The 13,815-nt window shown below is 56.6% G+C and carries 12 protein-coding genes; 6 read left to right on the top strand and 6 right to left on the bottom strand.

Annotation, left to right across the window (positions count from 1 at the left end):
• Positions 1–2: 2 nt before the first annotated feature.
• The 4 genes from ACR0NT_RS09820 to ACR0NT_RS09805 all read right to left on the bottom strand — a co-directional run bounded on the left by ACR0NT_RS09820 (position 3) and on the right by ACR0NT_RS09805 (position 4,243).
• Positions 3–833 (bottom strand): carbohydrate ABC transporter permease, encoded by an 831-nt coding sequence (locus ACR0NT_RS09820; RefSeq protein ID WP_170448185.1) that lies wholly within the window; start codon positions 831–833, stop codon positions 3–5.
• Positions 834–845: 12 nt separating this feature from the next.
• Complete coding sequence (locus ACR0NT_RS09815) at positions 846–1,712, bottom strand: carbohydrate ABC transporter permease (protein WP_170375757.1); 867 nt, start codon at positions 1,710–1,712, stop codon at positions 846–848.
• A 106-nt stretch (positions 1,713–1,818) separates the two neighbouring features.
• The gene (locus ACR0NT_RS09810; protein WP_170448181.1) at positions 1,819–3,123 is read right to left on the bottom strand and encodes an ABC transporter substrate-binding protein; all 1,305 of its coding nucleotides are present in this window, start codon (positions 3,121–3,123) and stop codon (positions 1,819–1,821) included.
• Between the two features lie 94 nt (positions 3,124–3,217).
• Entirely contained in the window at positions 3,218–4,243 is a 1,026-nt protein-coding gene (locus ACR0NT_RS09805; RefSeq protein WP_170674764.1) for a LacI family DNA-binding transcriptional regulator, read from the bottom strand.
• A gap of 120 nt (positions 4,244–4,363) precedes the next feature.
• Here ACR0NT_RS09805 and xylB point away from each other — a divergent pair, with 120 nt between their 5' ends.
• Entirely contained in the window at positions 4,364–5,800 is a 1,437-nt protein-coding gene (gene xylB / locus ACR0NT_RS09800; RefSeq protein ID WP_170674755.1) for a xylulokinase, read from the top strand.
• A gap of 24 nt (positions 5,801–5,824) precedes the next feature.
• On the opposite strand, the gene ACR0NT_RS09795 is transcribed toward xylB, so the two are convergent.
• A complete protein-coding gene (locus ACR0NT_RS09795) occupies positions 5,825–6,739 on the bottom strand; it encodes a LysR family transcriptional regulator (protein WP_170674753.1) in 915 nt (304 codons plus the stop codon).
• A 110-nt stretch (positions 6,740–6,849) separates the two neighbouring features.
• Here ACR0NT_RS09795 and ACR0NT_RS09790 point away from each other — a divergent pair, with 110 nt between their 5' ends.
• The 3 genes from ACR0NT_RS09790 to ACR0NT_RS09780 all read left to right on the top strand — a co-directional run bounded on the left by ACR0NT_RS09790 (position 6,850) and on the right by ACR0NT_RS09780 (position 9,956).
• Positions 6,850–7,545: an NAD(P)H-dependent oxidoreductase gene (locus tag ACR0NT_RS09790; RefSeq protein WP_170674751.1), complete on the top strand. Its 696-nt coding sequence runs from the start codon at positions 6,850–6,852 to the stop codon at positions 7,543–7,545.
• A 416-nt stretch (positions 7,546–7,961) separates the two neighbouring features.
• Positions 7,962–8,750 (top strand): SDR family NAD(P)-dependent oxidoreductase, encoded by a 789-nt coding sequence (locus tag ACR0NT_RS09785; protein WP_170674749.1) that lies wholly within the window; start codon positions 7,962–7,964, stop codon positions 8,748–8,750.
• A 183-nt stretch (positions 8,751–8,933) separates the two neighbouring features.
• Entirely contained in the window at positions 8,934–9,956 is a 1,023-nt protein-coding gene (locus ACR0NT_RS09780; protein ID WP_170674748.1) for a hypothetical protein, read from the top strand.
• Here ACR0NT_RS09780 and ACR0NT_RS09775 read toward each other — a convergent pair.
• Complete coding sequence (locus ACR0NT_RS09775) at positions 9,913–11,484, bottom strand: winged helix-turn-helix domain-containing protein (protein WP_170674746.1); 1,572 nt, start codon at positions 11,482–11,484, stop codon at positions 9,913–9,915. The genes ACR0NT_RS09780 and ACR0NT_RS09775 overlap by 44 nt on opposite strands.
• 166 nt (positions 11,485–11,650) lie before the next feature.
• Between ACR0NT_RS09775 and ACR0NT_RS09770 the strand changes: the two genes are divergently transcribed.
• Positions 11,651–12,607, top strand: a complete 957-nt coding sequence (locus ACR0NT_RS09770; protein WP_170674744.1) for a homocysteine S-methyltransferase family protein — start codon at positions 11,651–11,653, stop codon at positions 12,605–12,607.
• Between the two features lie 118 nt (positions 12,608–12,725).
• Positions 12,726–13,010 carry a DUF1127 domain-containing protein gene (locus ACR0NT_RS09765; RefSeq protein ID WP_170448163.1) on the top strand — a complete coding sequence of 95 codons (285 nt, stop codon included), beginning with the start codon at positions 12,726–12,728 and terminating at the stop codon, positions 13,008–13,010.
• The last annotated feature ends 805 nt before the right edge of the window (positions 13,011–13,815 follow it).

Here is a 13,815-nt window from a genome sequence, read left to right as displayed (position 1 = left end):
CCTTATTTCACAGCGCCGAAGGTCAGGCCGCGGACAAGTTGTTTCTGGCTGAACCAGCCGAGGATGAGGATTGGCGCAATCGCCATGGTCGAGGCCGCGCTGAGCTTGGCAAAGAACAGACCTTCCGGGCTGGAATAGCTGGCGATAAAGGCCGTCAGGGGGGCCGCGTCAACTGCGGTCAGGTTGAGGGTCCAGAACGCCTCGTTCCACGCCAGGATGAAGTTCAGCAAAACGGTTGAGGCGATGCCAGGGATGGCCATAGGCGTCAGGACATAGAGGATTTCCTCTTTCAGCGTCGCCCCATCCATCCGCGCGGCCTCCAGAATCTCGCCCGGAATTTCGCGGAAATAGGTATAGAGCATCCAGACGATGATCGGCAGGTTGATCAGCATCAGCACAACGACCAACCCTCCGCGTGTGTCCAGCAGACCCAGACGGATGAACAGCAGGTAGATCGGGTAGAGCACGCCGACCGCAGGCAGCATCTTGGTTGACAGCATCCAAAGGAGGATGTCCTTGGTGCGCTTGGACGGGACAAAGGCCATCGCCCATGCGGCGGGCACTGCGATGATCACGCCCAAAACGGTCGAGCCACCCGCGATGATGACCGAATTCCACAGGAACCGCATATAGTCCGAGCGTTCCTGTACGATGGCATAGTTCTCAAGCGTCCAGTTGAAATTCAGGAATAGCGGCGGGCTGGCAATCGCCTGTGCCTCGGTCTTGAAGCTGGTGAGGATCGTCCAGAGGATCGGGAAAAAGATCAGCAGTCCAACAGCCCAGGCAAGGGCGGTGTTCAGCGATTTGCGGCGGGTTGTGACGGCGCGGGCCATGGTCGTTCCTCCTCACGCGTCCAGGTTTTTGCCGACGATGCGCATCAGGAAGATCGCAACGATGTTGGCAAGGATGATGGCGTAGACACCTCCGGCTGATCCAAGGCCGACATTCTGGCTTTCCAGCACGCGCTGGAAGATCAGGTAGGTGAGAGTGCGGGTGCCGAAGGCGCCGCCGGTGGTCACGAAGATCTCGGCGAAGATCGACAGCAGAAAGATGGTCTGGATCAGGATCACGATGGTGATCGCGCGGCTCAGATGCGGCAGGATGATGTGATAGAACCGTTTCAGAACCGGGGCGCCATCCATTTCAGCCGCTTCCAGCTGTTCGCTGTCCAGCGACTGGATCGCGGTCAGAAGGATCAGCGTGGCGAAAGGCAGCCATTGCCAGGAGACGATCATGATGATCGAGGTCATCGACGCCTCGGACAGCCAGGAGATCGGCTCGGCCCCGAAAAAGCGCCACAGATGCGCCAAAAGCCCATTGACCGGGTCCATGAACATGTTCTTCCAGACCAGCGCGGATACGGTGGGCATGACGAAGAAGGGCGCAATTACGAGGATGCGGACAACACCCTGACCCCACATCGGCTGATCCAGCAGCATCGCCAGAAGGATGCCGAGGATGACCGTAATCACCAGAACACCGCCCACGATGACCAATGTTGCCTGCACCGCAGGCCAGAATGAACTGGAGGACACAAACCGGACGTAGTTGTCGAACCCGACCCAGCCCAGATCGCCCCCCCTCAGCGGCAGGTATTTCTTGAAGGAAAAGTACAGCGTCATCGTCAGGGGCACGAGCATCCAGCCAAGAAGCAGGACCACGGCGGGTGCCATCATAAGGCGCGCAACGGATCGGGAATGTTGAGTTGCCATGACGCAAGACCTCTCTGTTCAGGCGCATACCAGCCTGCGAGAAAAACACGGGGTGTGGAAGGGTAGGGCGGGGGGCAGACCTCTGCCCACCCGCGGGGAGAAGACCTCAGTACCCTGCGGCTTCCATCTCTTCTGCAGTGAAGGCCTGCGCTTTTTCCAGCGCCTCTTCCACCGATTGCTGACCAGCATAGACCGCCGAGAATTCCTGACTGACCTGCGTGGCGATACCTGCAAACTCGGGGATGGCCGCAAACTGGATGCCAACATAGGGCACCGGTTTCACCGTCGGGTTATTCGGATCCGCTGACAGGATCGAGTCCAGCGTCATCTGCGCGAATGGCACCTTCTGATACTCGGGGTTCTCATACAACGAGGTGCGCGCGCCCGGAGGGACGTTGGCCCAGCCTTCGTTTTCGGCCACCAGCTCGATGTAATTCTTGGACGTGGCCCATTCGATGAACTGCTTGGCGGAATCTTCCTGTTGCGTGCCCGCCGGAATGGCCAGCGCCCAGGCCCAGAGCCAATTGGACCGCTTGTCAATGCCGTCCGAGTTCGGAGCCAGCGCAAAACCAACCTTGTCCGCGACAGTCGAGTCGTTGGGATTGGTTACGAATGAAGCCGCAACCGTGGCGTCGATCCACATGCCACACTTGCCTTGCTGGAACAGCGAGAGGTTCTCATTGAAGCCGTTGGTCGCATAGCCTGCAGGTCCGGACTCGGCCATCATGTCAACGAAGAAGGTCAGCGCCTCGTTCCATTCGGGCTGATCGAACTGGGGCTTCCAGTCTTCGTCGAACCAGCGCGCGCCGAACGAATTCCCGGTCACGGTGATGAAGGCACCGCCCTCACCCCATCCAGCCTTGCCGCGCAGGCAGATGCCGTTGATATCATTGTCCCGGTCGGTCATCGCGGCGGCGGCTTCGCGGATGAATTGCCAGGTCGGGGCGTCCGGCATTTCAAGCCCGGCCTTTTCCATCAGGTCGGTGCGGTACATGACCATTGAGCTTTCACCATAGAACGGTGCGGCGTACAGCGTTCCGTCATGGCTCAGCCCGTTGCGCATCGCGGGCAGAATGTCGTCCACGTCATATTCGGCAGACATGCCTTCCAACGGCACCAGCCAGCCATTGGCGCCCCAGATCGGGGTTTCGTACATACCGATGGTCATGATGTCGAATTGGCCGCCCTTGGTGGTGATGTCGGTGGTCACGCGCTGACGCAGCACGTTTTCTTCAAGTGTCACCCACTCGACATCGATCCCGGTCGCTTCGGTGAATTTGTCGGTATAGCCCTGCATCCGGATCATATCGCCGTTGTTCACTGTGGCGATGGTGATGGATTGCGCGTGAGCCGCGGCCGTGGCGACGAAAGTCAGCGCAGTCGCCGCACGAAGTGCGTGTTTCAGATACATCCCTGTCCTCCCTGAGCTTGGATGCTGTGCAGAGAGCCTAGTTCAATAATTGTCGCGCCGTCAATAAAAACTTTACGCGCGTTAAGTTTAATGACTATGCGGATTCCCTTAAGACCAGCCGCGCAGGGAAGAGGGTTTCCGTCCGCTTGTCGAATTTTCCACCGTTTTCAATAAGTTCAAACAGTGTTTCAACGCTTCGCGCCGCCACGTTGTCGTAATCATGTGCTGCGGTCGTCAGGGACGGGCACGTAAATTTTGCAAAGGGATGATCGTCGTTTGAGGCGACCCGCAATGTGCAATCGTCCTTTCGCCCGACACGAATCCCCTGTTCGTAACACGCCGCCAGAAAGCCGATCGCCAGCCGGTCGTTGCTGCACAAAACTGAATCTGTGCGCAGTTCGCGCTGATCCAGCGCCTTCAGCGCACCCTGCCGGCCAATCTCTTCGAAGGCCCAGCCAGTGCCTTCGATTTTGATGACATGCGGCTCAAAGCCCAGACGCTCCATCACTTCAACATAGGCTTTGCGCCGCTTGTTGGCATTTGGGTTTGCGGGTGTGCGCATCTCAAAGAAGGAAGGCGGCTCGCCGGTACGGGTCATGTATTCCACGGTCTGGGACACAAAGCTGAAATTGTCGGACCCGATAAACGCCGCGCCCAGACCGTTGAGGTTGCTGTCGAACAGGACTGTCGGCACGCTGGCGCAGAATTTCTCAATCGCAGACGTGTCAGAGATACGCCCCAACGGCGCCAACAACACGCCTGCGGGTTTCAAGGATTGCAAACCGTCCAGAATTTCGTTTTCCAGCTTTTGTTCACCATGAGAGCTGAAAAGAAACGGGCGATACCCCGCTGCGATGCAGGATTGCTCCAAATAGCGCGCGATTTCGGCAAAGAACGGATCGGCCAGGTAGGGTACGACGATACCGATATTCTTGGTCAGCTTTCGGTTCTGGTTCACAGCATAGATATTCGGGCGATAATCAAACCGTTCGAGCGCCTCTTCTATCCGGGCCCTTGTCGTTGGGCGAACGCTGTCGGGATCGTGAAAGTACTTGGATACCGTGGGTCGCGAGATGCCGCTGAGGGCTGCGAACTCTTCCATGTTCTTTATCTTGGTCATGCCAGTCTGCCTGCGGATCTTAGCCGCCTTGATCTTGTCCTGTTTTTACATATTCTTTGCGCGCGCTAAAAAATCAATAGCCAGACAATTTCCGCACGTTTCTGCAAGCAAGGGGTTTCAATGTATCTCGGGATCGATATCGGAACGTCGGCGGTCAAGCTTGTCTGTGCGGATACAGATCGAATACTTGCGACGGCCTCGGTAGGAATGAGGACATCCTCGCCGCAACCCGGCTGGTCCGAGCAGCACCCGGATATTTGGTGGCAGGTAACACGCGATGCATTGAACCAACTTGCGGGGAAAATCACGCTGTCCGAGGTGAAAGCCATCGGTTTGTCCGGCCAAATGCACGGGGCTGTTTTGTTGGGCCGTGACCTGTGTCCGATCCGACCGGCCATCCTTTGGAATGACAGCAGGGCGGCACGTGAGTGCGATGAATTGCGCGCGGCCCAACCGCATATAGGCCAAATTGCCGGCGTCCTCCCTTTGCCGGGCTTTACGGCACCCAAGATCGCCTGGCTGAAACAACACGAGCCGGACCGCTATGCCCGACTTGCCCATATCCTGCTGCCCAAGGACTATATCGGTTTGCGCCTGCATGGCGAGTTGGCAACCGACACGTCCGATGCTGCCGGGACCCTGTGGCTGAATCAGGTGTCACGCAATTGGGATGCCGGAATTGTTGAAGCCACTGGTGTTGAGCCTGATTGGTTGCCGCAGGTTTGCGACGGTCACAGTGTTGTTGGGACGGTCACAGCAGAAACGGCGGTTGAAACTGGGTTGAAACCCGGCGTACCCGTTGTGGCCGGAGGAGGGGATGCGGCAACCGGGGCGGTGTCTCTGGGGGCTACCGAGCCGGGGCGTGGCTTTATCTCGCTGGGGACGTCCGGCCAGCTGTTCGTGGCGGATCGCAAGTACAATCCCAATCCCGAGCGCTATGTTCATGCTTTTGCGCACACGCTGCCCGATCGCTGGTATCAAATGGCAGCAATGCTGAACGGCGCCAGGCCGATTTCATGGATTGGTGGTCAACTTGGGCTGTCTGCTGCCGACGTTGTTACGCTGGCCGAAACGGTCAGCGGTGATCGTGTGCCGATCTTCCTGCCATATCTGACCGGTGAGCGCAGCCCGCTTGGGGATCCGCATATCCGGGCTTGCTTCTTTGGCCTTGAGGATTCGACCACACGCGCGGGCATCTGCCGTTCCGTGGTGGAAGCCATTGCATTTTGCTTTGCTGATGCAGCGCAGAGTTTCGGCGAAACGATAGACAACTTGCCGGAACTGGCCGCCATTGGCGGCGGCAGCCGCTCTGATCTTTTGTTGAGCCTGATCGCGACGGTGACCGGGAAACCCATTGTGCGGTCTAAGGGGGCGGATTCCGGTCCGGCCTATGGTGCGGCCCGGCTGGCAGCCTGTGGTGTTGGCGCTTTGGAAAATGCTGATCTGGCTCTTCAGCCCCCAACAACGGACCGGTTCGAGCCCGCTGACATGGCGGTGCTGTCCCAACGATTAACGCGGTTTCGCAGTGTTTATGCGGCAGTGAGTGCGGTTGAATAATTGCCTTCGCGCTCTGCGCCGGAATTATACCGCCTGTTTCTCCCACGGTGGGTAAGTGGCAATTTCGGCAATCAGGAAGTCCATGAATACGCGCACCTTGGGCGATAGCACGTTCGATTTCGGGTAGATCAGCCACAACACATTGTCTTCGGCGGCCTCATAGTCGGGTAGCACATGCTTCAGTCTACCCGATGCAAGCTCTTCCTGAACGCTCCACAGCGAATTCATCGAAATCCCCGCGCCCGCGACCGTCGCAAGCTTTTGGCTGAGCCCGTCATCCATTATCAGCGGGCATTTGGTTGCACCCGGATCGAACGATGCTGTGGCGCCATGCGCGCTCTTCAACGCCCGCGCCCGGATATGCCGAAATGCGATGAGTTTGTGATGCAGCAGTTCGTCCGGCGTTTCGGGTTCACCAAATGTCGCAAGATAGTCAGGTGACGCGCACAGGATACGCCTGTCATCCGCCAGCTTTCTCCCTTTGAGGCTGGTGTCGATCAAAGGCGCGTTTCGCAGGGCAAGGTCATAGCTTCCTTCGATCAGGTCAAATTGCGCGTCAGACAGGCGCAAATCCAGGGTAATCCCCGGCTGTTTAGCCTGAAATTTTGCAAGGATCGGTGCAATGTATAGCTGGGCAAAGGTGCTGGGCGCGGTAAAGCGCAGGGTGCCGGTGGCTTGCGCCGCACCTTGCCCCAAAGCCGCCATGGCAGCATCTTCCTGCGCCAGAATCTCACGCGCATAAGGCAGGAACTCGGCGCCTTCCAGCGACAGGGACACTTTGCGCGTCGAGCGATGAAGAAGCTCAACGCCCAGTTGGTGCTCGAGTTTGGCAAGCCGAGCACTGGACACGGCCGGAACCAAGCCCAGTTCACGTCCCGCGGCCGAGATGTTCAGCTTGTCCGCAGCAAGCACGAAAAGACGAAGGGCCTGAGTGTCCATAACTCGATTATATGCAAAACACGAAAACTGAAACTCGTTTTCCCCAGTTTTATCGATTTCTGCAAGTGTTATTTCGCGCTCAACACAACACACACCAAATGGAGCCACAGATGTCAGCCCCTTCAAACGTTCAGTCACAAATCATCGAAGCCTTCAACTTTCGGCACGCGACCAAGATTTTTGACCCGGGCAAGACGATCAGCGATTCCGAGTTCGAAACCATTCTGGAGGCCGGGCGCTTGTCGCCAACCTCATTCGGGCACGAACCGTTCAAAGTCCTGGTCATCCAGTCGCCCGAGATGCGTGAGCACTTTCGTGAATTTTCCTGGGGCGCAAACGGAATGATGAATGGAAGCACGGGTCAATTGGGCACCGCGAGCCATTTTGGTATCCTTCTGGCCAGTACGGCAGAAATGATGACTGCGGGATCGGATTATCTGCAGGATCACTATCGCGCGGTGAAGCAGTTGCCTGAAGATGTTATCGAGCTGTTCAACGGCGCCTACGGAAAATTCCAATCGACGGACCATCGCGTCATATCCGAGCGTGAGATTACGGATTGGTCCGGCAAGCAGGCTTATATCGTCCTCGCCAACATGATGACGGCGGCTGCCCTGATGGGGATCGACTCCTGTCCGATCGAAGGGTTCGATATGGAACTGACCACCGAGGCGCTGTCTGAACATTTCGGTGTGGACACCACCAAGTGGAAGCCAGCAGTCATGTTCGCATTCGGACATCGGGCCAGCGACCCGCAATTCCCCAAAACCCGCCGTTCAATGGCCGAAACTGTGAACTGGTTCTAACACCGCTGCAAATCCGCAAAGGCTGCCCAATCAGGGCAAACAGGAAAAATCGGATGCAAAAACTGATATCGTGAACGACCATGTCAACAGATCCGGGCGGCAGGCATGGATCAGTGTAGCCTTTGCGGCTTAGTAAAGACGGGCTTGAGGTCGACTATTCCCCACGTTCAATTAACGCGTGTTCAGGCGAACAAGGGAACCGGGTCTATGATCAGGAAATCACGCAGCTTTTGGCAGGAAAGCCGAATACCCGTGAGGTTCTGATCATCAATCCCACAGTGCCAGTGGATGGTCCCGGTCCAACGCGAATACCAACGCCCATGATCCACCTAGGATTTAGCCAGAGATACATCAAAACAACGCACAAACGTCCGACGAACGACATTCTGCCGGACTTTTCCTGAAGGAGTACTGCAATGGCCAAAACCATTCTTGTCACCGGTGCGACCGACGGCATCGGACTGCTCACTGCCACAAAGCTCGCGGCAGACGGCCACCGGGTTCTTCTGCACGGCCGTAACCCGGCAAAGCTGGAGGCCGTCCAAAAAGACGTGGGAGGTGAAACAGAGACATACAGCGCTGATCTCTCTCAGATGGCAGCCGTTGCCGCGCTGGCCACAAATATCCGTGCCAGACACGAGACACTGGATGTACTGATCAACAACGCGGGTGTTTTGAAGGCGCCGCAACCGATGCTCGAGAACGGGCTCGATATCCGCTTTGTAGTCAACACGTTTTCGCCCTATCTGCTGACTGAACTGTTATTGCCAATCATCCCCAAATCCGGCCGTGTCGTGAACCTGTCGTCTGCCGCTCAGTCAACGGTGGATCTAGGCGCCATGCAGGGCAAAACGCGCCTGTCTGATATGGAAGCCTATGCGCAAAGCAAGCTGGCAATTACCATCTGGACCCGCGAGTGGGCCAGGGAACTGGCCGAGGGACCGGCATTGATCGCCGTGAACCCCGGTTCGCTGCTGGCGTCAAAAATGGTCAAGGATGGCTTTGGGGTTGCGGGCAACGATCTCAACATCGGTGCAGACATTCTGATCGCGACCGCGCTGAGCGATCAGTTCTCAAATGCGTCAGGGCGCTATTTCGACAATGACAATGGTGCGTTTGCCGATCCGCATCCTGCGGCCCTGAACACCGGACTGGCTATGGATGTGATGAAAACAATTCGGGCGATAACGCGCCAGCAAAGCTAAGCCGCGCATATTTCCTTGCAAGAGCCCCCCATCGGAAGCGGTTCAGGGACCGTGCGATTGAATTCGAAGGCCGCAGCGCATCTGCGAAGCTCGCTTTTGTAAATGTTGACCAATAGTTGAGTTTGAACAACCATCGGGTTGACATAACAACTTGGCTTGGCAAGGACAGGTCACCTGATACGTTTGTTCATCATTGCACTAGGCGTTACCGTTTTGAATACAATGCCAATTTGGCTGGCCGAGTTGGCTGTCAAAAGCGGCATTTCCGAAGTGGCTGTCGGCCTGCTGGCCAGTGTTGTTTTATTGTCTGCGGCCGTTGGGTGCGCGATGGGGACAGCAACTGCCCGTAACTATTTACCTTTTGGGGCCGGGGTTGTTGCGGGTATCGGTATCGCCAGCGCCGCGATAGTGCAGGTTATTTCGACCACGGTTTTGTTTATCGGCGCAGTTGGCGTCGGTTTGTCATTGGGCATCGTTCTGGCTTTGCCCCTGTCACGCAGTCTGACGGATACCAGAATTGCGCAAATGATCGGCAACGGAATGGCGATCGGGTGCGCCGCTTCGTTCGTTCTGCTCACGGCAATCCATGTAACAGGGGCTTCACTACTGCCCCTTTTGGCCGTTCTTGCGGTGATACAGATAGTCTTGCTGTGGCGGCAATGGCCCGAGCAAAACAAACTCAGGGTCGTGCATTTCAACTGGAAGCAGGACATGAGCTTGCTACCGTTCTTCATCTGCATGGGCGCGTATTGGGCTTTTCTCGAAGTGTTTTCGGTCGAGCTGGATCTGGGCAGCCTCAGCGCTTGGTTGGCTGGCAGCCTGTTGCTGTCCGGTTTGGGGTCCTGCTTTGCCGGCTTCATACCCAATCGGCTGAGCCTGCATGCAAGCATAGTGGGTCTGCTACTCGCCGCAATTGCAGGTGGGCTCACCTATTTATCGACGAATGAACTGGTGATCGGCATCACTATTCTGGTTAACGCATTCGGCCTGTTCCTGTTTTTTCCGCTGTATCTGGATCGAACGGATGCACCAGCGGCAGGGATGGCACGCTATCTGCTGGGTTTCGCGTTGGGAGGCGTGACAGGAAGCCTTGCGATCGCCGCGGGGGGTTACTTGGCTTTGGCCACAGCCGTTGTGGCCTCAGGTTTGATCGCTGTTCCAGCTATGGCGCGCCAGCGTCCAAATTCGGATATTCCGGAATTCTGAGCCCTGCCTTGCGCCATCCCTGCACGGCCATCTCGCCGCGTTCGGGCGTGATCCCAGTCAGTGCAAGCTCTTCATAGACGACGTCCTCAAAGATCGGAAACATCTCTCGCATGACTTCGGCTGCTGCATGGGCTTTTTCAGAGTTGCCCAATTCACCATGCAGCCAAGCAAGATGCGCCTGGTACCAAAAGAACTCGGGCATCGGAAATTTCTCAATCTCGACCAGCGCGGCCTCAGTAAAGCCCTGCGATGCATAGAGCCAGCATCGCGCATAGTGGTACCATCCGGGGTGCACCGGGCTGAGATCAATCGCGCGGTCCAGCAATTCCACCGCCCGATCAAATTCACCCAGAAACAAATGGCATGACCCGATCTCGGCCAGAACATCGCAATGCCCGGAATTCAGCTCGAGCGCCCGTTCGGCGGCGACCCGAAACCCGGCGATATCCATCTGATAGAAGATGGTCAGCGCCAGTGTCATCTGTGCAAATGCGTTCAGCGCGTCGCATTCCACCGCCTTGCGTGCCGCGTCCGCCGAAAGCGCCAGAGCGTCCACATCCGGGCGCTGATTTACGTGATAGCGGTACTCTTCCAGCAGCAGCATGGCATAGGCCGCCCACCCATCGGACGAACGCGGATCCGTTTTGAGTGCGTCCTGCAACCTGTCCCTAATGTCTGCATGTAAAGAATGATCGTAGGACCGGTAATACTCGTAAAACTGTGCAACGAGAAAATATGTGTCCCAGGACTGGGTGCGCCCGTCGGGCAGGGACCTTGCCACTTGCTTAGCAATCAATCCGTGGCGGCTGCCAAGCCGCCCGGCGATCAACGCGGCAATATCTTCCTGAATATCGAACAGCTGCTCGGGCCCGCCGCCGCGATCGAATTGCTCGGTCGCGACCAGCCTGCCATTGCCGGCCTCGGTCACTTGTACGGTTACCCGCAGCTGGTTCTGAAACCTGCGGATACTGCCTTCGACAACGTGGGTGACCGCGTGTCTGTCGGACATCTCCGCGTTTGAAACCTTGTCGGCAGCCAGCCGGGAGGTCGTGCGATGTGACAGCAGGGTGAGTTCGCGGAACCGGGACAGGTTTGTGATCGTGTCTTCCGTCAGCCCTTCGGCCAAAAATCCGTCGTTGGGGGATGTGCCCAGACTTCTGAAGGGTAGAACCGCAAGAACAATACCCTCTGGCGATTGTGTGTCTTGTGTGTTGATCGCGGGCATGTCGATTTCGGCGACAAAGCGAAACCCTTTCCCATGCACTGTCCGGATCGTGTGCTGATCCCGCCCCGTGTCACCAACCGCCACGCGGGCTTCCTTCATCGCGGTCGACAAAGTGGCGTCAGTGATGAAACGACCCTGCCACACCTGCTCAACCAACTCATCCTTCAGAACCACCCGGTCCCGGTTGGTAATTAGGTATTCCAGAATTTGCAGGGTCTGCGGGGTCAGGCTGTCACAGACCCCACCGCGCGATATCTGAAAGAGGTCTGTATCAATCAAAAAATCATTAAACGCGTATTTCATGTCCCGAAACCGATCATGTTTCAAACGCTTTTGCCTTTAAACGAGCATATCCCTCAGACTTTCTCAGGAAAAGCTCAGATGCAGCTCGAGGTTCAAAACCGAGGCGCTGCTATTCCCGTTTCATCCTTAACGGCCCGTCTTGCGGCTCAGAAACAGGAGAATAGCAATGAAATACCGATATGCTCTGCCGCAGTTGAACGGCACCCAGATGGTGGCTGACGGCGGCCTTGAAACCACACTGGTCTTTCACGACGAGATCGACCTGCCGCTGTTTGCAGCCTTCAAGGCACTGGAAAGCCAGGACGGCATCGATGCCATAGACAGATATATGCGCGGGTTCGCCCGTCTGGCTGTCGATCATCGCCGGGGTTTCATTATGGACACCCCTACCTGGCGTGCCAGCCCCCGATGGGCAGCCGAGCTTGGGGTGGGCCGTGATCAGCTCAAAGAGATTCACCGCGAGGTGATCGCAACGCTTGTGAAGATGCGGGACGAACATGAAACCCCGGATTCCCCCTTTGTGATCAACGGAGTAATCGGGCCGCACAGCGACGGTTATGCCCCGACGGAAATCATGAGCGCATCCGAAGCCGAAGCCTACCATCAAACGCAGGCCAATTGGTTTGCCGAGATGGGCGCAGACATGGTTTCGGCGATCACCATGACCTATGTCGACGAAGCAATCGGTATCGTAAACGCCACGCGGAAAGCGGGCATTCCGGTGGTTATCTCGTTCACAGTTGAAACCGACGGCCGGCTGCCTTCGGGCCAGGACCTGCGCGCGGCAATTGAGCAGGTCGACAGAGTCACAGACGATAAAGCGGCGTATTTCATGATCAACTGTGCGCATCCCGATCATTTCCGCTTTGTTCTGGAGCAAGGCGGCGATTGGACAAAGCGGATCATGGGGGTGCGGGCCAACGCGTCGCGCCTGTCCCATGCCGAGTTGGACGAAGCTGAGGAGTTGGATGACGGCAATCCGAAGGAATTCGGCGCGCTTCATCAAGAACTTAAGCGGTTGCTACCGAATCTGACCGTGATCGGCGGTTGCTGCGGCACGGACCATCGGCATGTAGAGCATGTCTGCATGGCCACACAGCAACCAAAAGCCAACGCTGTCTGACAGCGGTTGAGCCCACCATTGCCGTCAGCTTTCGCGACAGGAGTGAAGGACCAGCGCGATTGGCCCTGCAAATGCTCGGACACAATTGGTGCTGTTGCAACAAGATCAGGAGAGAAAGATGAATATCGAACGTAATTCTTTTCCCAGCCCTCGAAGCGAGTTGTTTCGACCGATTGGCACCCAAGCGCCATATGGGCCTAGCAACAAAAAAGGCTCTCTGGCGCAGATATTGGCCAACCTGTTTAAGCGCCTGCGTGATGCGGCAGTTCGTGAATACCGCATTCGGCGGGACTACCGACATGTTTCCCGGCTTGACGACCGTATGCTGAAAGATATCGGGCTGAACCGTGATCTCTTCCATGTGGAGTTGCGTTACGGCCGTGACACATTCCGGTGGTTCTGACTTTTGCAGGCTGGAAAGTAGCTCAAAAGGAACAGTGCCGAAACTTCCCCAGGCGTGCTCAAAAGACCCAGAGCACGCCTGAATTCGGAAATCTCGCCTGATGGCAGCCGTTCCACCGCGTATTGGCATCGACTTGAAACACCTGGGGCGACGAAACACGCAAGAAACGAGAATTGCGAAGGTGTTGAGTTCTTGAGGGGAAGAGTTTCAGTAATTCGGTCTCATTAAATGCGTTGTCCCAAACACTGTCGGATCACTTAATTAGTGAGACTGCGGTTGAAACAAAATCAGTTACTTAGGGATTTGAATTTCTGAGACACCAGATTTCATGATTTTCTAGCTGAGCTACCGAGAAGCAGCCCTTCGTTTAATGCGCAGAGAATGTCGGGAACGAGCCCAACTCGGTCATCGCCTTTTCTCGCTGGGTGTGCACGCAGCACGAAAATCGCTGCAAATGCTCGATCCAGTCTGCCGCGCGGCGGCGGAGATCGCTGCCATTCGTTCATCGCGCGGCGAAAACTTCGACGGCAATTTTCGAGTCGCGGGACAAAACTGCCGTTGACGGAACCTGTAGGAATGCCCGTTCACAAACGCGTTCTGAAAACCAAGTCAGCCAAATTCCAATACGACTTTTCCGTTATCCCCTTTTCACCAAAGGCGCTCGGCGCTGAGGCGATCTGGCCCAGAATGATATGTTTGGGCCGTCAATCGACAATATCGGATGGGAGCCTGATTGGTGCTCGCAATTGTGGCTTAATTTCCGCGCAATGATCAAATACCGTAAGATGCAGTACGTCAGGAACGC

The organism is Ruegeria sp. AB10, from assembly GCF_056542745.1.
Note: the sequence above shows the minus strand (reverse complement) of the source record. Positions and strands in the feature narration are given on the sequence as shown.